The following is a 21,863-nucleotide window of genomic DNA, read 5'->3' as shown; positions in this document are numbered from 1 at the left end:
ATACCGTATATTTAGTTTTCATGTAGTTGCGGAACCCATCAGCTTCAGACTCGAGGACTGCAAATGATTCCACATCGGTTTGTTCCTGCGTTGCATCGGTTCTTCCTGCTTTAAAAGGCACAGTTAAATCATGTCCTGCATTTTTTGCAGCCTGCTCAACACCAGCACAACCACCTAAAACAATCAGGTCGGCCAGCGAAACTTTTTTATTTACAGTCTGCTCATTGTTGAATGCAGTTTGAATTGCTTCCAGTGCAGTTAGTGCCTTAGACAGTTGCCCGGGATTATTTACTTCCCAATATTTTTGCGGTGCAAGGCGAATACGGCCACCGTTAGCACCGCCACGTTTATCAGAACCACGGAAGGTGGATGCTGATGCCCAGGCAGTAGCTACCAATTCAGACACAGATAATCCAGTAGCCAGTATTTTACTTTTTAATGCTGCAATATCTGCATCATTTATCAATTCGTAGGTAACAACCGGAACAGGATCTTGCCAAATTAATTCCTCTGCAGGCACTTCTTTACCCAGGTAACGGACACGTGGGCCCATATCCCTGTGCGTTAGTTTAAACCATGCACGGGCAAACGCATCAGCAAATTGATCAGGGTTTTCGAAAAAGTGTCTTGAAATTTTTTCGTAAGCAGGGTCTGCTTTTAAAGCAATATCGGTAGTCAACATAAATGGCGCATGACGTTTTGCAGGGTCATGAGCATCTGGTACTAAACCGGCGCCAGCGTTATCTTTTGGTTTCCATTGATGTGCTCCGGCAGGGCTTTTGGTTAGCTCCCAGTCGTAACCAAAAAGATTTTCGAAATAATTATTGCTCCATTTTGTTGGAGTTGTTGTCCATGCGCCTTCCAAACCACTTGTAATAGTATCGCCTGCATTACCACTGCCGTAAGTATTTTTCCAACCAAGGCTTTGTTCTTCAATACCGGCAGCTGCTGGCTCTGCAGCCACGTATTTTCCGGGGTCGGCAGCGCCATGGGTTTTACCAAAAGTGTGCCCACCGGCAATAAGTGCTACGGTTTCTTCATCATTCATAGCCATGCGGCCAAAAGTTTCACGAATATCACGGGCAGAAGCCAGCGGGTCTGGGTTGCTGTTAGGCCCTTCCGGATTTACATAAATCAATCCCATTTGAACCGCAGCCAATGGATTCTCCAGGTTACGGTCGCCGGTATAACGTTGGTCCCCGCCTAACCATTCTTTTTCCGAACCCCAATAAATATCTTCTGCCGGCTCCCATACATCTTCACGTCCGCCACCAAAACCAAAGGTTGGTAAACCCATTGATTCTATAGCGCAATTGCCGGTAAGGATCATAAGATCAGCCCAGGAAATTTTTTTACCATATTTCTTTTTTATCGGCCAAAGTAACAAACGTGCCTTATCAAGATTGGCATTATCGGGCCAGCTATTTAGCGGTGCAAAACGCTGGGTGCCGAAGCCGCCGCCGCCACGCCCATCCTGAATGCGGTAAGTACCTGCACTGTGCCAGGCCATACGAATAAAGAACGGGCCATAATGACCATAGTCAGCAGGCCACCAATCCTGGGAGGTAGTCATTAACTCAAAAATGTCTTTTTTCAAAGCATCCAGATTGAGGCTTTTAAATTCTTCTGCGTAGTTGAAAGACTCTCCCAATGGGTTTGATAAAGAAGAGTGCTGACGAAGTATGTTTAACTTTAATTGATTGGGCCACCAGTCACGGTTTCTTGTACCGCTGCCGGAACTTTGCTTGAGTGCTCCTCCTGAAAACGGGCATTTGCTGGCACTGCTTTCATTGTTAACGTCTAATGCTGGGGTGTCTGGGGATGTGTTATTGTCCATTTGTAATAAATTTTTATTGTTTAAGGTTCAAACATACAATAATCTTGGGATAACATTTATCTATAAAATTTATATACTTATAGATAAATATTATGAACTTAACCTTTGTTGACTGTATGATGATACAGTATTTATTCTAAAAAAAATCCAGTTTACTTCCCAGCGGTAAATTAATTACTGCAGAGTAATGTATATTTGGTTTGCAAATAAAATTACATTTTACAGACGGAATGAAAAGCAAAACGCCTTAAAAATTAAACCGTTAATGTAAAATTAATACCGCAGGTGGTAAATTACCAAACAACATTTTATATTTAAAAATGCAGAATAAAATTTTTACAGAAAGGCTTACTCTTAATTTACTGTCTTTAGAAGATCATGAATTTATTATTGCCATTTTAAACTCCCCTGGATGGATTGAATTTATTGGAGACAGGAATGTGCATTCAAAAGATGATGCTATTGCGTATATCAACAAAATACTGAACACTCAAAATTTATTTTACTGGGTAGTTAGTATTAAAGACAGTAATACACCAATTGGTATAATTTCCTTTCTCAAACGAAATTATTTGGAGCATTTTGATATTGGGTTTGCTTTTTTGCCACAGTTTAATGGTAACGGATATGCCTGTGAAGCAGCAAAAGAAGTATTATCGGTGGTAAGCAAAAATCCGGAGTATAATCCTGTTCTCGCTACAACATTGCCGAAAAATATAAGTTCTATAAAACTGTTAACTAAACTTGGATTTCGTTTTGAGAAAAAGATTGAAGTAGAAAATGAGGTGCTTCATATTTATACCAATGAAGTTGGAAGTTTATCTTAAAGTAAAAAGAAAAAGGCAACGCTAGATATTGCCTTAGTAATTTATAAAAGAAATAAATATTTTACTTTTTATTTTACCGCAGTAAAACTTTTATCCATTCCAGTTTTTTGTAAAAAACTCATTAATTCACTTCCGCTTAATTCACTTACCTTTTTTACATTTATACTACCTGTAAGCTCAGTGTAAACTTTTGTGCGGTTGGTAACAAACGGACCTTGTAAAGTAATTTCGTTGCCACTGTTGGCCAGGTCCAGCACATTTAACTGGTACACATTTTTGTCGGGACCGCCGGGATAATTGTTTTCTATAAGTTCGGCATCCTGAATAATTATTTTACCATCTTTAGCCACACGTACCTTAATTTTTTTAACGCCATAATATTCTTTACCATCCACTAAAAACCAACTGTGAGAATAGCCGGTGTACTTTCCGTTTTCTTTACTAATTACCATTTCGTAGGGTAAAGATTTTTGGGTGGAATCGTTATACATGGTGCCTTTCCAAAGGCCGGTAATATCCTGGCAAAAAGCAAAAATGGGGCAACATAAGGCAACCAAAACGGGTAAAAATTGTTTCATGCGGGTTGGATTTGGGGTATTTTTTACTATAAACGTATCCAAGATGCTTTTATTTGAAAAAAGGGTAATTTTTTTTAGAATACTAAGGCTGTCATTTGGCTTGACTCCTGCCCTTTTCCCGGGAATATACGTGGCGATGCAGTTCAGTAATATAAACAGCTGAAAAACTGTATGAAATGGGTAAAAAAAATAATCCTTAATTCGGTTGATGATTTTTTTATACCTCAATAATAAAGTCTTATAAATGCTCTCCCCCGCTCATTTAAATTTAATATACAGATAACAGTAACGATGCATTCCCTTGCATCATTTTCACTCTTATTAAAAACAATAGAATAGCTTTGAAGGATATTAACCTGTTTTATGAACTGGACCTGGTTTGCATTAATAATTTACATTGCCATAGTTATACTGGTTTGCCTGCGCAACATTTATGAAACAGGCAGCAGCACCAAAACTATGGCTTACCTTTTATTCTGCATTTTTATACCTGTTTTTGGTATTCTTTTTTACCTGGCATTTGGCATTAATTACTGGAGAAAGAAATTGTATTCGAATAAGAGCAGCGAGGATGAAAAAATAATGCAGCAAATGAAAAAAAATATACTGCATTATAATGAAGTGGAATTGAATTTGGAAGATATTGAAGGTGATGATAATGTTGAATTGGCAGCAATGCTTACAAGATCGCTGCAAAGCCCCGTTACAGGCCATAACCGTGTAAAACTTTTGTTGAATGGTGAAGAGAAATTTCCTGAATTGCTTAAAGCTATTAGTGAAGCAAAGCACCATATTCACCTGCAGTATTATATTTATGAGTGTGATGAAACAGGTACCGCTGTTATTGAGGCGCTTATTCGTAAAGCAAAGGAAGGTGTGCAGGTAAGGTTTATTTATGATGATTTTGGCAGCCCAACTATAAAAAAGAAAATTGAAAAGCGCTTACTCGATGCCGGTATTGAAATATTCCCCTTTCATAAAGTGCATTTTTATTTACTGGCCAACCGTATTAATTACCGCAACCACAGAAAAATTGTTGTTATTGACGGATACACCGGTTTTGTGGGTGGCATAAACGTAAGCGACAAGTATGTAAACAATAAAAAAAAGCAATTATACTGGCGTGATACCCACCTGCGAATTGACGGGCCTGGTGTATATTACCTGCAGTATCTTTTTTTAACCGATTGGAATTTTTGCTGCCCCGGCAGTTTAAAACCCAACAAAATATATTTTGATAATACTGCTGCTGTTAAAGAAAATACTTATGTACAAATTGTTGGCAGTGGCCCCAACTCAGCTCAGCCCTCAGTATTATTTTCTGTACTGCAGGCCATTAACCTGGCAAAAAAAGAAATACTTATTACTACACCTTACTTTATTCCGGGAGAAAGTATTGTTGATGCATTAATGATTGCAGCCTCCAGCGGCCTTGCTGTTAAATTGCTGGTGCCGGGTAAAAGCGATTCGAAACTGGTAAACGCTGCATCTAAAGCAAATTACAATAAACTTTTGCAGGCCGGTGTGGAAATATATCTTTACCAAAAAGGTTTTGTGCATGCAAAAACACTTGTAACCGACAGCAAATTATCGATGGTAGGTACTGCTAATATGGATCACCGTAGTTTTGAATTAAATTTTGAAGTGAATGCCATCATTTATGATGCTGCATTTTCAAAAAAAATGCGGACTGTTTTTTTTGATGATCTGAAACATGCAAAAAAGTTAGATGCCAGGCAATGGTATAAGCGTTCGGTGCTAACCCAGTTTCCCGAAAAATTTGCCCGTTTATTCTCCCCTTCTTTATAAAAAAAATTACAGCTGGCATACAGTATCAGTTCCCTGCAATTCTTTTTACTAATGATTTAAACACCTGCCCGTTCCATTTTGCAAAGCGGCCACGTTGCACCACCAGCGTATTATCAATATCAGGATGCAAATAATAATAAAATGCAAATGATTCTTCAGGATTTTGCCAGCCAATGATTTGTCCAAAGCGCAAATCATTAAAAATTAGCGTATCCTGTTTTTTTTCTACTGTATAAAATTGTTGAGAAAATTTGACGAGTTGATCTGCGGCTAAATTTTTATCAGCAGGCAGACTGTCCAGTAAAAAAGTATTACGGGGAAAATACCGCAGCTGCATCTCCGGGCTTTTATCAAATACCGAACGGTAACCAGTATAATAACCACTATCGTTACCTGCAACAACATACCATAACCAATTTTGCAATGGTGCAGGAGTTGTAAAATAACGGGTATATCTTATTTCCTGCTTTGCCAATACCTTTTGTACATCACGATTGATAATTATTTTATTAATAACAGCGTAGCAGAGATATAAAAAATTAATAGCCAAACTGAATTTCCACCAGAAAATTCTTTTTTTATTTTTTTGCTTTAGCAATAATAACATAACCAATGCAATGCCGGATACAATAGAAAAAAAAGGATCGGCAACATAAATAATATTGAAAGAAATACGGTAATGGCTGAAGGGTTCAAACCATCCCACGCCGTAGTTATTAAACGCATCTAAAAAAATATGGGTTAAAATTGCAGCGCCAAAAAAAAATGTCCAGCGCCTAAAAGAAATATTGTGCGGCCGGTGCCATCTTTCTGCCAGCACAGCCATAAGCAGCGTAATAATTACTGCAAACAATATAGAATGTGTAAATCCACGGTGAGCCAATAAATTACTTGAAGTATCTAACCAAAAAGCTGCCACAAAATCTATATCCGGAACACTTTGTGCAAGTACACCCCACAGCATTGCTTTTTTTCCTACTGTTTTTCCTGCAAAGGCTTCACCCATGCATGCACCAAGGGCAATATGTGTTAGCGTATCCATTTTTTTTGTTGCACTAAAGATATTCAATTAGCAGCAGTCAATGCAATTAATATACAATCTAAAATGATGAGAGAAAATTAAATTTGCAGAAATAAGTATAGATCGTTTTAAACGAAAATGCAATCTTACTTACACAGCAGTCAATTAATGTTAAAAAGAGTTTTTGGAAAAATATTTAATTTGGAGATTTAATAATCGCAGTCACTGTTTCATTTTTGGCCAATGCTTTATTTAGTGGCGGCTTTACATTTAATACCATTGTATCCCTTGCAGAAAGATTTTTACTGTTGGTTACTTTTAATTCAAACAAATATTTTCCTGCAACAAGATTAGTAACTTTAGTAGTAGCTGATTTTGGGGATACAATTTTATACTGCGAAGGCCCTGAGATTTTTCTCCATTGATATAGTAATGGCTTTACTTGAGCATTTGCAAAAACCGGGAACAATAAAAAAAATATAAGTTTCATATTTGTGGGATTGAAGAGAAAAAATTACTCAGTACAGGTAAGAATTTCCCCTATTATTTCAATAACAATTTCTCCAAGTTTAATTTTTAGCCTTTTACCACCTTTATTTCTTTATTTATTCAGGTATCCTACTGCTATCTTACTTATACTGTTTATAAAAGCATGCCAATTCTTGTTATCCAATTTTTAATGACACAAAAAGGCAATCAGTTTAAATGTATTTGGAATTTTTGTGAGCCTGTCAGCTATAACTCTTTAAGTTGATAATTAAAAGGCAACAGAAAATCAATTTGAAAAACTTACTACTATTTTTTTAGTACAAAAGCATAAAAGCTGCGACATTTGCACCACCAATTATATCTAACTACTAAACAAAATGAAAATAGAAAATTGCACCACAACGGATATTGATGAAATATTCCGGCTATACGCAATAGCATCAGCCTATCAAAAAGAAAAACAAACCGTAGTGGTGTGGCCCAATTTTGAAAAGGAACTTGTAGAAACAGAAATTGCTGAAAACAGGCAATGGAAATTAATTATTGATGACGAAATTGCCTGCGTTTGGGCTACTACTTTTAGTGATGAACAAATTTGGGAAGAACGAAATGCCGATGCTGCGATTTACATTCACCGTATTGCAACCAATCCCAATTTCAGGGGTAAAAATTTTGTATTACTGATTACAACCTGGGCTAAACAATATGCAAAGCTTAATGACAAAAAATTTGTGCGGTTAGATACACTCGGCAACAACACAAAATTAATAGCACATTATACCAATGCAGGTTTTAATTTTTTGGGTATGTTTAATTTAAAAAATACAAATGGACTGCCCGATCATTATCATAATATGCCAGCATGTTTGTTTGAAATAAAATTGTAAAAAATATTGTAACCGCTCCCTCCCTTCTACCTTATCAAATATATCTATAAAAAACAGAGCAAAAAGCCAACATGAAATACAAAAAATCATGGCTATACTGATTTAAAATAACTGCATTTCATGTTGACTTACTACAGTTTTTCTAACGACCAAACATCGTTGCTGTAAATAAATTATGTTTGTCCGGCAATATCCAGTCCACCATATTTTCCTTCCGTCATAAATATTTGGTTGTTAAAAATGCATGCTGCTATTCCTCCTCTTGGGCTCCATGGTGCCCTTTCTGCTTTCCATTGTTTTCCATCATCGCTTACCAGTATTTCGCTTTTAAACTTTGCATTTCTGTTGCAGCCCAGCAACCAAATTTTATCATCAAAAACTATTACGGCAGAACCATAAACCGTTTCTCCTTTTACTAATTCTTTTGTTTCCTGCACCCAGTTAATACCATCTGCAGATGACCAAACATCATTGTTAATCATGTACACCCTATCATGGTAAATTACAAAGTGGCTGCCGTCTCTTTTACCAAAGGGCATATTATCTGCCTTTTTCAACCAGTCAACACCATCGTCAGAACTCCACACATCTGCAAAAGAATTGTTGCCATCGCTGCCGCCAACTATCCAAATTTTATTTTTAAATACAAAAGGGTGATAAAAAAAACGCCTGGGTAAATTACTTGCTTTTGCAAACACCGTCCAGTTTTTTAAATTATTTGTTTTATATATTTCAGATGTTAGTGTAAACTTTTCAATATTTCCTTCAAAATGCCCAAGGCCATAAACTGCATCTTTAAAAACTATATAATCTAAAAATGCAAGATTGTTAATACTATTGATAAGCTCACTTTTTGTCCAGTTTTTTCCGTTTACTGAAAACCAGTTGCCATCAGGATGAAAAGCCCATAATGTATCATGTAGCGAAAACAATTGAAAATTATAACTTTTAGAAAAATCAGCAACAGGTGTTATTTCGTTCCATTGATAAATTGGCAAAAGGCTTAATGTTGTTGGTTCCACAATGCCCAACACATTTGCTTTTGAATGGCCATGACAAGCGTTTAAAATATAAATAACAGCAATGACGGCAAAAAATAATTTGAACTTTTTCATACTCGATATTTTATTGTTTTGGATAATCTTTTACATTTTTCCCCAGGATAATATTCCTTTCAGCATGCAGTACCCCATTAACAAACACCGTTTTTAAAACACCATTACCTCCAACCGGATCTATTTTATTTTTCTCCGCATCAGGCAATAAAGGATCGTCGTTAAAAAGAAATTCGTCAATCCAGTATTCGCTAATGCCATGTTCTTTTATTGTGGGGTGAATATGTTTTGGATTATTACTGTTGGGATAAGATGCCGGAACTAAGGTGTAAAATTTATAAAAACCCGTTTTATCAGTTTTTATCCAGCCACGTATATAACCATGGCGCTTAGCCCAACCTTGCTCATTACCTTTTCTTGCGTAAAGCCCCTTTTGATCGGTATGATAAATATATAGTACCACATCCGCCGCAGGTGTTTTGCCATCTGGTTTAAAAATGATGCCGCTGATCTCGATCTTTGTACCAGCCTCATTAAAATCGGGCAACGTATCAATATTATTTAATTGCTTAAAACTAACCGGCGATTCATAAACTGCTTCGCAGCCTTCGCAGTTTCCGCCTGCTTTTATATCTGCCGCATTTTTTTTATTACTGCTTACTGGTGGGGTTTGTCCGCAACCGTTGAGTGCTGCAGTGACCGATAAAATGGTAAAAAGAAATAATTGTTTCATCACTTTTAATTTATACCCAAATTTCAACCTAAAAAAAACAGGTTGCAAATGCATTACATAAAGGGAATAAAACACTTGACGAAGCGAAAAAATACCTGTTGTAAAGTAAAACCTGCAGTTGGTGTAAATGGATTTACCAAATAGATTTTGTAAATTTATTTTACACTATGCATAACGCTCCGTTTTTTTTACGCTACAAATTGCATCATCTGCTGATATGGATGTTGGTTTTTGGTTTGTGGTACATGCTGCGGTACGAAGATTATTCCAGCCAGGAAAGGGCATTTAAGATTACTTTACTAAAAGTGGCTGATCTTGCCCTGCTTATTTATATTACCAATTACATGCTTATTCCACAACTTCTTTACAAAAAAAAATATTTGCTTTTTGGGCTGATATTTATTGCACTTATTTTTTGCAGCAGTATTATTAAAATGTCCCTGATAGGCAAAATACTCAACAACGATCAGTTACTTAATTTTGGCGCCAATTTAAAAGTGCGGCTTTACGACAATGTTATTCCACATTTTTTTTTAGTTACCGCCGGCGCTGCAATTAAACTGGTAGTTGACCAGATTAGGTTGCAGAAAAAAATGACTGACATGGCAAAAGAAAAAGCTGAAGCCGAATTAAGTTTTCTTAAATCGCAGATTAATCCGCATTTTCTTTTTAACTCAATTAACTCTGTTTATTTTTTAATTGATAAAAATAATGCTGATGCCAGGCAGGCGTTGCATAAATTTTCGGATATGTTGCGTTACCAGTTGTATGAGGCCAATGGAGAAAAAATACCGGTAGAAAAAGAAATTGATTACCTTAAAGATTATGTGGATCTGCAGAAATTACGCAAAGATGAAAATTACCTGGTGGAGTTTAATTGTGCTCCCGAAGTAAAAGATTTTTTTATTGAACCGCTGCTGCTGATTCCTTTTGTGGAGAATGCATTTAAACATATTTCGCATAAAACAAACCAGGCCAATTTTGTAAAAGTGCATTTAAGCAGGCATAACGGATTGTTTGAATTTGCTGTAGAGAATTCTAAAGAAAACTGCGTTAAACTAACAGAAAAACATGGTGGCATTGGCCTTACTAATGTAAAACGAAGGCTGCAGTTGCTTTACCCAAACCAACACGAACTGGTAATTGAAAATAAGGATGATATTTATAAAATTAATTTTAAACTTAAAATTTAAAGGCATGCTTACCGGGTTACTGCTGCGTAAAAAGAAACAGTTTAAAACCTTTTGGGTATTATTTACTGCTCTTGCATTATTACTAATCGCAGGCATTTTAAAAGCATTATTAAAATGATCAACTGTATTATTATAGATGATGAACCCCTTGCCCGAAAAGGTTTAAAGGAATATATTGCTGATATCGATTTTCTTGATCTCTCAGGCGAATTTGATAACGCTTTAAAGGCTACAGAACAGCTCAGCAGTGGAAAAGTGCAATTGCTTTTTTTAGATATACAGATGCCTAAAATTACTGGCCTCGATTTTTTTAAAACGTTGCATCATCCGCCCCCGGTAATATTTACAACTGCTTATCCGCAATTTGCACTAGAGGGATTTGAATTGAATGCACTGGATTACTTAGTAAAACCCATTTCGTTTGACCGCTTTTTAAAAGCTGCTATACGTGCTAAAGAGTTTTATGAGGTAAGGCAGATAAACATGGATGAACCAAAACAAGGTGACCAGGCACCTGATTATTTTTTTATTAAAGCAGAAAATAAATTAGTAAAAATCTTTTTTGATGAAATTTTATTTGCCGAAGCATTGCAGAATTATGTAGTTATTCATACCAAAGAAAAAAAGCACATTACTTATCTTACTTTTAAAGCGGTGGAAGAATACCTGCCCGCCACGCAATTTATTAAAACACATAAATCGTATATTATTGCAGTTTCAAAAATTGAAAATATTGATGGCAATATTATTCAAACAGGTAATCATCAAATACCGGTAAGCCGCAATTTTAAAGATGAAGTGATGGAGAAATTACTGAAAGGGAAATTTTTAAAAAGATAGTTTTTGAGTTAAGGCCAAATTATTTTATGAAATTAAAAACCATTCTTATACTTATTGCAATACTCATTTTTGCAGCATTAGTTGGCGCAAACGTTTATGATTGGTATAAACAGGATAATTTTAAAGTTGAACACAATAACGAAAAAGTAAAATAAACCCCTTCACCTCTTTAAAAAAATAACAATTGCTCCGGCAAGCGTTAAAGCCAGTATTACTTTTCTGTAGCCATCGTCTTTTATTTTAGCAACAATTTTTAAACCTGCAAAAAAACCAATTGATAATGCAGGCAATAAAAACAGATCCATTTGTAAAGATGATGCAGTTATGTTTTTCCAGTAAAAAATTTGAAAAGGTAATTTAAAAAGATTGATCACTAAAAATACCCAGGCGGCTGTACCAATAAAATCGTTTTTGGGCATGCGCATGGCTAAGAAATAAATATTGGAGAATGCCCCGGCAAGGTTACCCAGCATAGTAGTAAAACCTGAGGCCAAACCCAATCCTGATGCAAAAAAAATATTATGCGGCACTACCGGTGTTTTTCTAATTTCTAAATACAACATAATGATTACGGTAAGTACAATTATTACTGCCATTATTTTTCTAAATAATATTTCATCCAAATCTTTACCCACATACACTCCAATTAAAATACCGGCAATCATCCATGGCAAAAGTTTCCAAAAGTGTGGCCATTTTGCATGCCGGTGATAATACATTACCGCCAAAATATCGGCAACGCATAAAAGCGGCAACACAATGCCGGTAGAAGCTTTGCCACCAAATACAATCGCCATAATGGTTACGTTCATCATATCAATACCTTTTAACCCGGCTTTAGACAGGCCAATGATAAAAGCTCCCAGTAAAATCAATACCCAATTGGTTAAAGAATAAGAAGAAAGTATTTCCATAATTTTTATGAGGTTGCAACCCTTTGCAAAAAAACAAAAGATCGCTATATAAATATTTTCCTTTAATTTGTCGCTGCAATTTAAAAGTTAAATCATCATGAAATCATTTTTCGCCAAATTCATTTTATTCGCCATTTGTTTTTTCTCTATTAATTCATTTGCATATGGTGGTAATAAACCTAAAAAAGAGATTTACCAGCTAACGGTTTATCAATATACGACTGCAGCACAGGAAACCGTTTTAAACAATTATCTAAAAAACGCCTTGCTGCCTGCATTGCATAAAATGAACTATAAAAATATTGGTGTATTTAAGGCTTTAGCTAATGATACTGCTGCTGTGAAGATGCTTTATGTGTACATGCCTATAAAAAATTTAGAAGACCAACAAGTTATTGCAGAAAAATTGAGTAAGGATGCCACATATCAAACAGCCGGTACCGAATACATTAATGCAGTTTATACCAATGCTGCTTACAAAAGAATGGAGGTTATTATATTAAAAGCATTTTCATTAGCGCCGCAAATGCAGTTACCCAAACTTACTGCCCCAAAAAATGAAAGAGTGTACGAACTACGCAGTTACGAAAGCGCTTCAGAAAAAATATTTGCCAATAAAGTACACATGTTTAACGAAGGCGGAGAAGTAGATTTATTTAAAAGCTTAAATTTTAATGCCATCTTTTATGCAGAAGTAATTGCCGGCAGCCATATGCCCAACTTAATGTACATGACCAGTTTTGAAAATAAAGCCGACAGAGATGCTCACTGGAAAAGTTTTGTAGATTCTCCTGTCTGGAAAAAATTATCGGCAATGCCGGAATACCAGCACAATGTATCGCACATTGATATTATGTTTTTACAACCGCTGGAATATTCGGATTTTTAAAATTATTCTTCGTTTAGCTTATCCAGAATTAATTCCACAATTGTTGCAGGTTCGTTCGCAATATTTATACTAAATGCATTGGGCGGTATTTCTAAATTATCAAATTGCGATTGCAAAAGTGCCGGAGGCATATAATGCCCCTGCCTGTTTTGTAAACGTTGAAATATAATTTGATAGCTGCCCTGCAAAAATATCCACACCGGTTTTGTTATACCACTGTTAAGTACAATGCGGTATTTTTCTTTAAGTGCAGAGCAGGCAATAATGGCACCTTTCAGTTGCTGCTGTTCAAAAGCAAGTTCATTAATTTTTTGCAGCCATTCAATCCTGTCCTCATCATTTAGCGGTTCCCCCGCTTTCATTTTTTCTACATTAGCTGCCGAATGAAAATCATCGCCATCAAAAAAAGGAACAGCAATTTTTTCGGATAATAATTTTCCAATTGTAGTTTTTCCGCAACCCGAAACCCCCATAATATAAATAATGTTGTTTATCATACTGATATCAAATTTATCATTTTATACCAATTAGACATTAAATTATTTGACTGTCAGCTTGAGCTTGTCGAAAGCGGGTTTAAAGAAGCACATCGGCTTCGACAAGCTCAGCCAGACACTCAAATGGAATCGAAGTTTTGTCATTTGCAAATAGCGTAAATTTTTCTTTTATCCGCAGGATGCTGTGTATTAGTGCCTCAATCTGACAAATTTTTAATAGGAAAGATTAATTTCTAATTGGTATAGAATAAACTTATTGTTATTTGTGCTAAACATTTTCAGCAGATGATGGTTATGTTATAAATTTGTTTTTAAAGATTACAGCTATGACGGCACCAACAAAAATTGCAGTAGTAACCGGCGGCAGCCGTGGCCTGGGAAAAGATATGGCCATCAGTATTGCAAAAAAAGGGATTGATGTTATTATCACCTACCGCAGTAAAGAAACCGAAGCGCTGGAAGTGGTGAAACAAATTGAAGCCATGGGGCAAAAAGCCATTGCACTGCATCTGGATATGAGCTTATTTGCTTCCCTTGATACTTTTGTAAACACTATTAAAGAAACATTGAAAATTAAATGGAACACCACATCCTTCGATTTTTTAATTAACAATGCCGGCATGGGTGCAACCGTACCTTTTATGAATGTAACAGAAGAATTGTTTACCGATTTTTTAAATGTACATTTTAAAGGAATTTATTTTTTAACGCAAAAATGTGTCCCCATTTTAAATACAGGCGGAAGAATAATAAATATCTCCACCGGCACTACCCGTTTCTCCAATCCCGGTTATTCAGTTTATGCCTCAATGAAAGGCGCTATAGAAGTTTTTACAAAATATCTTGCTAAAGAATTAGGCGCAAAAGGTATTGGCGCCAATGTGGTAGCACCCGGACCTGTGGAAACCGATTTTAATAACGGTTTTATAAGAAGTAATCCGCAGGTAAAAGCCATGATGGGAACTTTATCGCCGCTGGGCCGTGTGGGTGCTGCTGATGATATTGGCAGCGTGGTGGCTTTTCTTTGTACCGAAGATGCCAAATGGATTAACGGGCAACGGATTGAAGTGAGCGGTGGTATTAATACATGATGTGTAACTGTTTTAAATGTATTATTCAACTTTTTTAAAAAGACATTGAATTTTAAGCACATTTTATACAATTAAGCAGTGCAGATGCTGTAAAGATTACAATACCACGCTAATTATCTTTATCTTTGCCAAAATCTGCCGAAATATTCTTCCCCTTTTTCTCCAGATCATCCTCTCAAACCTCACCGTTTAACAATATTAATCATTAAATAAAAACAATTATGGCGGAAACCTGGAATAAAAAAGAAAGAGAAAAGAAAAAAATGCAAAGTAAGAGAGAGAAAAAAGAAAGGATGCAGGAGCGTAAAGAAAATCCTAAGGTTAAAAGTATGGATGATATGATGGCCTACATTGATGAGAATGGTAACATATCGGCCACACCTCCCGATCCTAAAAAAATGAGAAAGATCAAGCTTGAAGATATTGAAATTGGTGTACCAAGGCAAGGGGAAATGGATGCGGCTGATTTGATAAGAACAGGAACAGTTACATTTTTTAACGGCGAAAAAGGATACGGATTTATTAAAGATCAGGAAACTAAAGAAAGTGTTTTTGTACACATCAATTCGCTTAAAGATCCTGTGCAGGAAAACAGTAAAGTAATTTTTGAAGTAGAGATGGGGCCAAAAGGTGCCAATGCGGTAAATGTTAGGTTAGCACCTGCAACTTAAATTTTATTTTTATTAACCAGCAGAACAAGTTTTGCATTTGCTGGTGTTTGTATAAAATATTTTCAGTTACAATTATTACGTAGAGAGGTTGATCAGTTTATGCTATCAGCCTTTTTTGTTTTTACAATTTTCCAGATATCAATCCATAATGTACCTGCTATTGCAACCACTATGCAGGCAACTATCACTTCAAATGATAATTGGCTTAACCTGAATAAATCTCTTACAAACGGCACATAAATCATTACACCGATAAAAATAAGCGTACTGCCAATAATAAGCGGCACCAAATTATTTTTATACCTTAAAGTTTTAAAAATCGAATAAATAAAAGAACGGTTAACCAGTGTTAAAAAAATATTGCTGAATAAAAGTGTAATAAAAATTATTGTCCTTACGGTGCTTTCATCATTTCCGTTTTGCATGTAATAAAAACCAATGCCTAAACACGCTGCGGTAATCATAAGGCCCTGAATAATGCTAAGCGTTAATTGTTTTAGTGATAAAAAACTTGCGCCTGCTTTTCTTGGCGGCCTTTGCATTGTACCGGGCTCCATGGGTTCGTTCTCATAAATAATAGAGCAGGTTGGCCCCATAATTAATTCTAAAAAAATAACATGCACCGGCGAAAAAATATCGGTAAACTTCCACGCCAGCAGTAACGGTAATGTTACCGTAAGTATAATGGGTATGTGAATAGATACAATGTACTGAATGGCTTTTTTAAGGTTGTCGTAAATTTTTCTGCCAGATGCAACGGCATCTGGCATGTGGGCCAGATCATCGTCAGTAATAATTAATGAAGCCGCAGCTTTTGCCACTTCGCTCCCACGCTGCCCCATTGCAATGCCAATATGTGCTGCTTTTAATGCAGGGCCATCGTTTACTCCATCGCCGGTCATGGCAACTACTTCTCCATTTTCTCTTAGTGCATCAATCACTTTTAATTTTGCTTCAGGAAACATTCTTGCAAAAATATTTACCTGTTGTACTTTTTGTTGCAATGCTTGTTTAGTAAGATTCAAAACCTCTTGTCCTGTTAGCACTTCACTGTTATGATCCAACTGTATCTGAGCTGCAATGGCTAAAGCTGTTGCTGCATAATCACCCGTTATCATTTTTACTGCAATACCAGCCTCCCGAAATATTTTTATTGTTTCAGTAATATTTTCTTTTGGTGGATCCTGAAAGGCAATTAATCCTAAAAATTCAAACTCAAATTCTTCCTGCGCTACCGGCCATTTTTTTGCTGCCCATATTCCTTTACCAACACCTAAAACACGATAACCCAATTTTGCATAAGCGATAGACTGCTCTTCAATGTTTTTTAATTCGGCTGCAGGCAAATTACTTTGTCTTAAAATGGCTTCCGGTGCACCTTTAGCAGCAATAATAGTTTCACCGTTTTCATTTTTAAATATATGTGTCATCATCGGGGGCTTACCACCAATGGGGTATTCATGTGCCTGTTTAGATTGTTCTCTTTTATCTGCAATTGCTGTTTTTTCATACAATTCATGAATGGCTTTTTCCATCGGATCAAAAGGATTGGTTTCGCTGCTCCACATAGCGTATTCAATTAATACTGCCGGCAGTGAAGTATTGTCTTTTACAGCAACAGACAATTTTAAAAAAGCATCATACAAATATGCTATGCTCATTTTATTTTGCGTAAGTGTACCGGTTTTATCGCAACATATTACAGTGGCAGAGCCCAGTGTTTCTACATACTGCGGTTGCTTTACAATAATATTATTCTTCAACAACCTAAATGCACCCAATGCCTGAAAGGCGCTGAATGCCACAGGAATTTCTTCGGGAAGAATACTCATTGCTAATGTAAGACCCTGTAAAAAAGAATGAACAACGTCACCTGACTGATAATAATTAAACCCGACTACAATTAAAAAAGCTGCTGCACCAATCCAAACCATATTGCGTACAAAAGAACGTATCTGTAATTGCAGCGGTGTTTTTATTTTGGTAATTTCTTTTAGTGATACCCCAATTTTACCAAACATAGTTTTCAATCCTACAGCATTAACTTTTATTGAAGCGCTGCCGCTTGTTACTAATGTTCCTTTATAAACACTGCTTTTTGTATCTGCTGTTTTAGTAACCGCAAACGATTCCCCTGTAAGAATTGACTCATTAATAGTAAAATCGTTGGCGGTTACAATTAATCCATCAGCTGCTATTACTTCGCCTTCTTCTAAAAGTAATACATCATCTACTACAATTTCTTCAGTATTTATTTTAGCTTCAATGCCATTGCGTAACACATTTGCTTTTGCTGCCGATATTTTTTTTAATGCCTGCACGGCATTTTTACTTCGGTACTCCTGAAATAAAGAAATGCCGGCAACAATAAATATTGATACCAGCATAATTACTCCTTCTTTATACTGCCCCACCACAAAATAAATAATACATGCGGCCAGCAATAAAATAAACATTGGTTCCAGCACCACTTCTTTAATTGCCTGCAGCAGCACACGGTCTTCCTGCATTTCAAGCGTATTACTGCCATGTTGCTGGCGGCTGGCGGTTACCTGCCCTGGCGTTAATCCTTTGTCTTTTAAAATATCCATTAAAACTAAGTTAGAATTTAAAACTAACTATTGGGTTGTTGTTAAACACTATTTGCAATGATATTACTCATAAAGATGTAAAAATGCCTGCTTACTAAATACAGCTGTAAAACCAGTTGCAGTATTTAAGCTATGCATACTTATTATTTTCTTTGTTGTAAGAAATTGAGAAAAGAATACTTTGGCCTTTCTTCTTTTTTTATTAATTTGTTAAGCTAAAACATTTTTATGAAAAAAATAATTATAAGAGCAACGCTCTTTTTAACCTGTTTTACGTTTGCTGTTGTAGTAAAAGCACAATCTATAAGTGCCGAAGATACTAAAGCACAAATGGTAAAGGACTGGGAACGGGCAAAAGCTTACACGGTTGATTACCTCAACAAAATGCCCGCCGATAAATACTCTTTTAAAGCTGTGGACAGCATCAGGAGTTTTGCACAACAAATGCTGCACCTTGCCCAGGGAAATTTATTTTTAATGTCCAATGCGTCGGATATGCAACCGCCTTCTTTTATGCAGGCCGACCTGGAGCACAGCGCCGCTGCACAAAAAAAAGATTCTGTTATGTATTATGTAACTGCCAGCTACGACTATTGTACTAATGCAGTAAAAAATGCTGATGTAAATAAATGGGGAGAGAAAAAGAAATTGTTTGGGATGGAAGCAACCAGAATGGCATTGATGATGAAAACATTTGAACATCAAACACATCATCGTGGTCAGGCTACTATCTATATTCGCCTGCAGGGTATAAAACCACCCGACGAAAGATTATTCTGATAATTTCTTTTTAAAAAATATCCGCTGCACTGCGGATATTTTTATGCTGCAGTAATTATTTTTTCCAGCACCATAAACTCTAACGGTTGCAAATGCCTGCCGGTCAAGTTATCTTCAATAAATGGTTTTCTTTCGCCGGTATCATTATAGCCGTAGCGGTTGTACCAGTTAATTAATTCTGTTCTTGCAGTAATTACCGTCATATAAATTGCGGCGCATTGCAAATACATGGCATACTCTTCAGCAGCTTTTAATAATTGTTTGCCAATACCTGCGCCTTGTAAATTTGGCGATACGCTTAACATACCGAGGTAAATTTTTTTATCATGCTGCTGCAGGTTTACGCAACCAATAATTTTTTGTTGTTCATTTATATGTTTTAAAACAACACCGTTGGGCTGCGCCATTATATTTAGCAGATCATTTTCATCTGTACGCACATTACCTGCAATAAGATGAGCTTCGGATGTCCAGCCCTGTTTTGAACTTTCGCCCCGGTAAGCACTGTTAAGCAAGGCAACAATATTTGCAGCATCTGCAACTGTTGCAATGGAAATTTGAGGATTTGAGAATATAAGCATGATACCATCAAAATTAAAATATTTTAAATGATGTGGAGCCGTTTTTTTATAAGTTGCATTTCAAATTGCCGCAATTTTTTTTCAACGCAGAGAAAATGAGATGGCGGAGTTACGCTGAGAACCTTTGCGAAATTTCCTTTTTTCATTTTCTTTGCGTTAAAATTTCCTGCCAGGCTCCACGCTTTAGCGACAATTTGAAATGCACCTTTTTTATACAGCACTTTGATTAAGCAAATAAAATTTATATCTTTAACCACTAACACTTTTACCTAATTAAAATCAACCACCATGACAGCTGCTGCCAAATCTGTTTGCTATTTTGGGTTCTATTTGTATGTTACAGGGATTACTTTAATTGCTGTTCCCAATTTTTTACTAACTACTTTACAACTGCCCAATACAAACGAAGTTTGGATAAGGGTTGTGGGTGTACTTGCTTTGTGTATTGGTTATTATTATCACCGTGCCGGTGCTGGTAATATACAGGCATTTTTTAAACACACTATTCCAACAAGAATATTTGTTTTTCTTTCTTTTACTGCATTTGTATTGCTTAATTATGTTTCGCCAATGCTTATTTTATTTGGCGCCGCAGATTTTGCCGGAGCGGTATGGACATGGTGGGCATTAAAAAAATAAATGCTGTATTTATCAGGAGTAAAATCTTATCAGCAAACCAAAATAATTATCATCCCAGCCTTCTACCATTTCTTTATAGGCCTCATCAGGAATGTTGGTGTGCTGTAATTCTGCAGACGTACCCTGTTTATGCGGATGCAATTTTATAGTAACAATTGATTCAGCTTCCTGCCCGTCGAAATACCATTGCTGTACAATTTTTTTATTTTCTTCAAAAGCAAGATTTTTCCCAACAATACTTCCTTCCCACAAAGAAAATTCGCTGCCGGGTTCGGTACTCATTTCTGCCTGCTCCCCCGTCCATAGCTGAATGGTATGTGGTAATGTTAATGCCAGGTAAACTTCTTCTGTTGTTGCCGGAATAATGTAATATTTTTTAAAGTCTTTCATTTACTGTTATAATTGTATAAAGATAAAAACATTTTTACTATTTTAAAAAAATGCTCCAGTAGGCTAACCTTTAAAAGAACTACCTTACCCTTTTTAATTATTATATTTTACAATGACAAACCGCTTTGATGTATTGATTGACAGTTATCTTGATAACAATGTTGGAGTTGACAATGATTTTTTAAATGAAGAGCTGAGTAATGGATTGCATGAAAATATTCTTCAATTGCAAAAAGATGATTTGATGACCGCTGCCGGTATTGGTAACAACGAGGTAAAAGATGCCAATCAAAAAATGAGAGGCGATAAAATTTACTGGATGGATAAAAGCCACGACAATATTTATGAACAGGAATTTTTACTGCACATAGAAAATTTTATCGACCGCCTTAACAGCACCTGCTACACCGGCATTAATGGTTACGAATTTCATTATGCTGTGTATGAAGAAGGCAGTTTTTACAAACGGCATAAAGACCAGTTTAAAAATGACAGCGACCGTAAATATTCTCTTATAAATTATTTAAACAACAACTGGCTGGAGGAAGATGGCGGGCAATTATTAGTGTATCATAATGAAACGGCACAAAAAATTCAACCGCAATCGCAAACTGCAGTATTTTTTAAAAGCGATGAGATGGAACATGAAGTAATAAAAGCCAACCGCAGCAGAATGAGTATTACTGGATGGTTGAAGCGAATGTAATATCATGCCTTGAATTCAAAAGCTGGGGATGACATAAAATTATTTTTCAAAAATTTATGGCATTGTTTTAGATTATTTATAATTACATTTTCTACAAACATTACTCAACCATGATAAAAAATATTTGTCTTCTTTTATTAGTTACTACAATATTTGCCTGCGGAAATACAACTTCTCAAACTAAGGTTGTTAAAAACCCAGCCAGTTCTTCGGCTTCGGTGAAAGATACGCTGCCAGAGCCTTACAGCACCAAATCAACAAAAAATTACAGCAAAGTAGTTGGATGGCCTGAAGGTAAAACACCCATAGCGCCGGAAGGGTTTGAAGTTACAAAATTTGCTGATGGCCTCGACCATCCCCGATGGATATATGTGGGCAGTAACGGCGATATTTTTGTGGCAGAAACCAACACCGTATTAAAGGGAATTAAAAAACTTGGGGCAAAACTTTCCCGAAAAATAAAAACGCAGCATTATGGCACCAGTGCCAACCGCATCACTATGTTCAAGGATAAAAATAAAGATGGCATTTTTGAAAGCCGTTTTGTTTTTGCAGAAAAATTAAATCAACCCTTGGGCATGCTGATATTAAATGATCATTTTTATGTGGGTAATACTGATGCGTTACTGATGTTTGAGTATAAAATTGGCGATACCGCCCTGGCAGGTGCAGGAAAAAAAATTGTGGATCTGCCAATGGGCGGTTATAACAATCACTGGTCGAGAAATATTATTGCCAATAAAAAAGGGGATAAAATTTATATTTCGATTGGCTCGGGCAGTAATGCAGCCGAACACGGAATGGAAAATGAAATAAGAAGGGCTAACATTTTAGAAATAAATCCT

The 21,863-nt window shown here is 36.1% G+C and carries 24 protein-coding genes; 13 read left to right on the top strand and 11 right to left on the bottom strand.

Features of this window, described 5'->3' with window-relative positions; all coding sequences use genetic code 11:
- A partial coding sequence (katG, locus tag ACY651_RS10475) for a catalase/peroxidase HPI (protein WP_462252432.1) occupies positions 1-1,837 on the bottom strand: 1,837 nt, incomplete at its 3' end.
- 320 nt (positions 1,838-2,157) lie between these two features.
- Here katG and ACY651_RS10470 point away from each other — a divergent pair.
- Positions 2,158-2,664 (top strand): GNAT family N-acetyltransferase, encoded by a 507-nt coding sequence (locus tag ACY651_RS10470; RefSeq protein WP_462252430.1) that lies wholly within the window; start codon positions 2,158-2,160, stop codon positions 2,662-2,664.
- A 68-nt stretch (positions 2,665-2,732) separates the two neighbouring features.
- Here the strand turns inward: ACY651_RS10470 and ACY651_RS10465 are convergent, their stop codons facing one another.
- The gene (locus tag ACY651_RS10465) at positions 2,733-3,242 is read right to left on the bottom strand and encodes a hypothetical protein (RefSeq protein ID WP_462252428.1); all 510 of its coding nucleotides are present in this window, start codon (positions 3,240-3,242) and stop codon (positions 2,733-2,735) included.
- Positions 3,243-3,605: 363 nt separating this feature from the next.
- Here ACY651_RS10465 and cls point away from each other — a divergent pair, with 363 nt between their 5' ends.
- A complete protein-coding gene (gene cls / locus ACY651_RS10460; protein WP_462252426.1) occupies positions 3,606-5,051 on the top strand; it encodes a cardiolipin synthase in 1,446 nt (481 codons plus the stop codon).
- Between the two features lie 25 nt (positions 5,052-5,076).
- Here the strand turns inward: cls and ACY651_RS10455 are convergent, their stop codons facing one another.
- Both ACY651_RS10455 and ACY651_RS10450 read right to left on the bottom strand, forming a co-directional pair.
- On the bottom strand, positions 5,077-6,093 hold the full coding sequence (locus tag ACY651_RS10455; RefSeq protein WP_462252423.1) for a metal-dependent hydrolase: 1,017 nt from the start codon (positions 6,091-6,093) through the stop codon (positions 5,077-5,079).
- A gap of 175 nt (positions 6,094-6,268) precedes the next feature.
- Positions 6,269-6,562, bottom strand: a complete 294-nt coding sequence (locus ACY651_RS10450; RefSeq protein ID WP_462252421.1) for a PKD domain-containing protein — start codon at positions 6,560-6,562, stop codon at positions 6,269-6,271.
- A gap of 376 nt (positions 6,563-6,938) precedes the next feature.
- On the opposite strand from ACY651_RS10450, the gene ACY651_RS10445 reads away from it, so the two are divergent.
- Positions 6,939-7,448 (top strand): GNAT family N-acetyltransferase, encoded by a 510-nt coding sequence (locus ACY651_RS10445; RefSeq protein WP_462252419.1) that lies wholly within the window; start codon positions 6,939-6,941, stop codon positions 7,446-7,448.
- A gap of 173 nt (positions 7,449-7,621) precedes the next feature.
- On the opposite strand, the gene ACY651_RS10440 is transcribed toward ACY651_RS10445, so the two are convergent.
- Positions 7,622-8,563 carry a Kelch repeat-containing protein gene (locus tag ACY651_RS10440; protein WP_462252417.1) on the bottom strand — a complete coding sequence of 314 codons (942 nt, stop codon included), beginning with the start codon at positions 8,561-8,563 and terminating at the stop codon, positions 7,622-7,624.
- 10 nt (positions 8,564-8,573) lie between these two features.
- The gene (locus ACY651_RS10435) at positions 8,574-9,236 is read right to left on the bottom strand and encodes a dioxygenase family protein (RefSeq protein WP_462252415.1); all 663 of its coding nucleotides are present in this window, start codon (positions 9,234-9,236) and stop codon (positions 8,574-8,576) included.
- Positions 9,237-9,403: 167 nt separating this feature from the next.
- On the opposite strand from ACY651_RS10435, the gene ACY651_RS10430 reads away from it, so the two are divergent.
- The 3 genes from ACY651_RS10430 (at position 9,404) to ACY651_RS10420 (ending at position 11,424) form a co-directional block, all read left to right on the top strand.
- Positions 9,404-10,429: a sensor histidine kinase gene (locus ACY651_RS10430; RefSeq protein ID WP_462252413.1), complete on the top strand. Its 1,026-nt coding sequence runs from the start codon at positions 9,404-9,406 to the stop codon at positions 10,427-10,429.
- A gap of 114 nt (positions 10,430-10,543) precedes the next feature.
- Positions 10,544-11,269 carry a LytR/AlgR family response regulator transcription factor gene (locus tag ACY651_RS10425; protein ID WP_462252411.1) on the top strand — a complete coding sequence of 242 codons (726 nt, stop codon included), beginning with the start codon at positions 10,544-10,546 and terminating at the stop codon, positions 11,267-11,269.
- 26 nt (positions 11,270-11,295) lie between these two features.
- Positions 11,296-11,424, top strand: coding sequence for a hypothetical protein (locus ACY651_RS10420; protein WP_462252409.1), 129 nt, complete (start codon positions 11,296-11,298; stop codon positions 11,422-11,424).
- A gap of 6 nt (positions 11,425-11,430) precedes the next feature.
- Here the strand turns inward: ACY651_RS10420 and ACY651_RS10415 are convergent, their stop codons facing one another.
- The gene (locus ACY651_RS10415) at positions 11,431-12,183 is read right to left on the bottom strand and encodes a sulfite exporter TauE/SafE family protein (RefSeq protein WP_462252407.1); all 753 of its coding nucleotides are present in this window, start codon (positions 12,181-12,183) and stop codon (positions 11,431-11,433) included.
- A 97-nt stretch (positions 12,184-12,280) separates the two neighbouring features.
- On the opposite strand from ACY651_RS10415, the gene ACY651_RS10410 reads away from it, so the two are divergent.
- Positions 12,281-13,072, top strand: a complete 792-nt coding sequence (locus ACY651_RS10410) for an NIPSNAP family protein (protein WP_462252405.1) — start codon at positions 12,281-12,283, stop codon at positions 13,070-13,072.
- Positions 13,073-13,074: 2 nt separating this feature from the next.
- On the opposite strand, the gene ACY651_RS10405 is transcribed toward ACY651_RS10410, so the two are convergent.
- Complete coding sequence (locus ACY651_RS10405) at positions 13,075-13,569, bottom strand: gluconokinase (protein ID WP_462252403.1); 495 nt, start codon at positions 13,567-13,569, stop codon at positions 13,075-13,077.
- A gap of 326 nt (positions 13,570-13,895) precedes the next feature.
- Here ACY651_RS10405 and ACY651_RS10400 point away from each other — a divergent pair, with 326 nt between their 5' ends.
- A complete protein-coding gene (locus ACY651_RS10400) occupies positions 13,896-14,660 on the top strand; it encodes an SDR family NAD(P)-dependent oxidoreductase (RefSeq protein WP_462252400.1) in 765 nt (254 codons plus the stop codon).
- Between the two features lie 221 nt (positions 14,661-14,881).
- The gene (locus tag ACY651_RS10395) at positions 14,882-15,331 is read left to right on the top strand and encodes a cold-shock protein (protein ID WP_462218823.1); all 450 of its coding nucleotides are present in this window, start codon (positions 14,882-14,884) and stop codon (positions 15,329-15,331) included.
- A 92-nt stretch (positions 15,332-15,423) separates the two neighbouring features.
- Here the strand turns inward: ACY651_RS10395 and ACY651_RS10390 are convergent, their stop codons facing one another.
- Positions 15,424-17,922 carry a cation-translocating P-type ATPase gene (locus ACY651_RS10390; protein WP_462252398.1) on the bottom strand — a complete coding sequence of 833 codons (2,499 nt, stop codon included), beginning with the start codon at positions 17,920-17,922 and terminating at the stop codon, positions 15,424-15,426.
- Between the two features lie 228 nt (positions 17,923-18,150).
- Between ACY651_RS10390 and ACY651_RS10385 the strand changes: the two genes are divergently transcribed.
- Positions 18,151-18,702 carry a DinB family protein gene (locus ACY651_RS10385; protein WP_462252396.1) on the top strand — a complete coding sequence of 184 codons (552 nt, stop codon included), beginning with the start codon at positions 18,151-18,153 and terminating at the stop codon, positions 18,700-18,702.
- Between the two features lie 41 nt (positions 18,703-18,743).
- Here ACY651_RS10385 and ACY651_RS10380 read toward each other — a convergent pair whose 3' ends face one another.
- Positions 18,744-19,283, bottom strand: coding sequence for a GNAT family N-acetyltransferase (locus ACY651_RS10380; protein WP_462252394.1), 540 nt, complete (start codon positions 19,281-19,283; stop codon positions 18,744-18,746).
- Between the two features lie 288 nt (positions 19,284-19,571).
- Between ACY651_RS10380 and ACY651_RS10375 the strand changes: the two genes are divergently transcribed.
- The gene (locus ACY651_RS10375) at positions 19,572-19,922 is read left to right on the top strand and encodes a hypothetical protein (RefSeq protein ID WP_462252392.1); all 351 of its coding nucleotides are present in this window, start codon (positions 19,572-19,574) and stop codon (positions 19,920-19,922) included.
- 12 nt (positions 19,923-19,934) lie between these two features.
- Here the strand turns inward: ACY651_RS10375 and ACY651_RS10370 are convergent, their stop codons facing one another.
- Entirely contained in the window at positions 19,935-20,312 is a 378-nt protein-coding gene (locus ACY651_RS10370; RefSeq protein ID WP_462252390.1) for an SRPBCC domain-containing protein, read from the bottom strand.
- Between the two features lie 112 nt (positions 20,313-20,424).
- Between ACY651_RS10370 and ACY651_RS10365 the strand changes: the two genes are divergently transcribed.
- Positions 20,425-21,018, top strand: a complete 594-nt coding sequence (locus tag ACY651_RS10365; RefSeq protein ID WP_462252388.1) for a 2OG-Fe(II) oxygenase — start codon at positions 20,425-20,427, stop codon at positions 21,016-21,018.
- A 110-nt stretch (positions 21,019-21,128) separates the two neighbouring features.
- Positions 21,129-21,863 (top strand): PQQ-dependent sugar dehydrogenase (locus tag ACY651_RS10360; protein ID WP_462252386.1); only part of this gene is annotated, 735 nt, incomplete at its 3' end.

Source organism: Ferruginibacter sp. (genome assembly GCF_031391665.1).
Lineage (GTDB): Bacteria > Bacteroidota > Bacteroidia > Chitinophagales > Chitinophagaceae > Ferruginibacter.
This window is presented reverse-complemented; position numbering and strand designations above follow the sequence as displayed.

Coding starts and splice junctions, on each gene's coding strand:
- ACY651_RS10430 (WP_462252413.1), top strand. CDS start 9,404: ATGCATAACGCTCCGTTTTTTTTACGCTACAAATTGCATCATCTGCTG.
- ACY651_RS10415 (WP_462252407.1), bottom strand. CDS start 12,183: ATGGAAATACTTTCTTCTTATTCTTTAACCAATTGGGTATTGATTTTA.
- ACY651_RS10455 (WP_462252423.1), bottom strand. CDS start 6,093: ATGGATACGCTAACACATATTGCCCTTGGTGCATGCATGGGTGAAGCC.
- ACY651_RS10450 (WP_462252421.1), bottom strand. CDS start 6,562: ATGAAACTTATATTTTTTTTATTGTTCCCGGTTTTTGCAAATGCTCAA.
- ACY651_RS10435 (WP_462252415.1), bottom strand. CDS start 9,236: ATGAAACAATTATTTCTTTTTACCATTTTATCGGTCACTGCAGCACTC.
- ACY651_RS10410 (WP_462252405.1), top strand. CDS start 12,281: ATGAAATCATTTTTCGCCAAATTCATTTTATTCGCCATTTGTTTTTTC.
- ACY651_RS10465 (WP_462252428.1), bottom strand. CDS start 3,242: ATGAAACAATTTTTACCCGTTTTGGTTGCCTTATGTTGCCCCATTTTT.
- ACY651_RS10385 (WP_462252396.1), top strand. CDS start 18,151: ATGAAAAAAATAATTATAAGAGCAACGCTCTTTTTAACCTGTTTTACG.
- ACY651_RS10365 (WP_462252388.1), top strand. CDS start 20,425: ATGACAAACCGCTTTGATGTATTGATTGACAGTTATCTTGATAACAAT.
- ACY651_RS10375 (WP_462252392.1), top strand. CDS start 19,572: ATGACAGCTGCTGCCAAATCTGTTTGCTATTTTGGGTTCTATTTGTAT.
- ACY651_RS10380 (WP_462252394.1), bottom strand. CDS start 19,283: ATGCTTATATTCTCAAATCCTCAAATTTCCATTGCAACAGTTGCAGAT.
- ACY651_RS10390 (WP_462252398.1), bottom strand. CDS start 17,922: ATGGATATTTTAAAAGACAAAGGATTAACGCCAGGGCAGGTAACCGCC.
- ACY651_RS10425 (WP_462252411.1), top strand. CDS start 10,544: ATGATCAACTGTATTATTATAGATGATGAACCCCTTGCCCGAAAAGGT.
- ACY651_RS10440 (WP_462252417.1), bottom strand. CDS start 8,563: ATGAAAAAGTTCAAATTATTTTTTGCCGTCATTGCTGTTATTTATATT.
- ACY651_RS10470 (WP_462252430.1), top strand. CDS start 2,158: ATGCAGAATAAAATTTTTACAGAAAGGCTTACTCTTAATTTACTGTCT.
- ACY651_RS10405 (WP_462252403.1), bottom strand. CDS start 13,569: ATGATAAACAACATTATTTATATTATGGGGGTTTCGGGTTGCGGAAAA.
- ACY651_RS10400 (WP_462252400.1), top strand. CDS start 13,896: ATGACGGCACCAACAAAAATTGCAGTAGTAACCGGCGGCAGCCGTGGC.
- cls (WP_462252426.1), top strand. CDS start 3,606: ATGAACTGGACCTGGTTTGCATTAATAATTTACATTGCCATAGTTATA.
- ACY651_RS10370 (WP_462252390.1), bottom strand. CDS start 20,312: ATGAAAGACTTTAAAAAATATTACATTATTCCGGCAACAACAGAAGAA.
- ACY651_RS10420 (WP_462252409.1), top strand. CDS start 11,296: ATGAAATTAAAAACCATTCTTATACTTATTGCAATACTCATTTTTGCA.
- ACY651_RS10445 (WP_462252419.1), top strand. CDS start 6,939: ATGAAAATAGAAAATTGCACCACAACGGATATTGATGAAATATTCCGG.
- ACY651_RS10395 (WP_462218823.1), top strand. CDS start 14,882: ATGGCGGAAACCTGGAATAAAAAAGAAAGAGAAAAGAAAAAAATGCAA.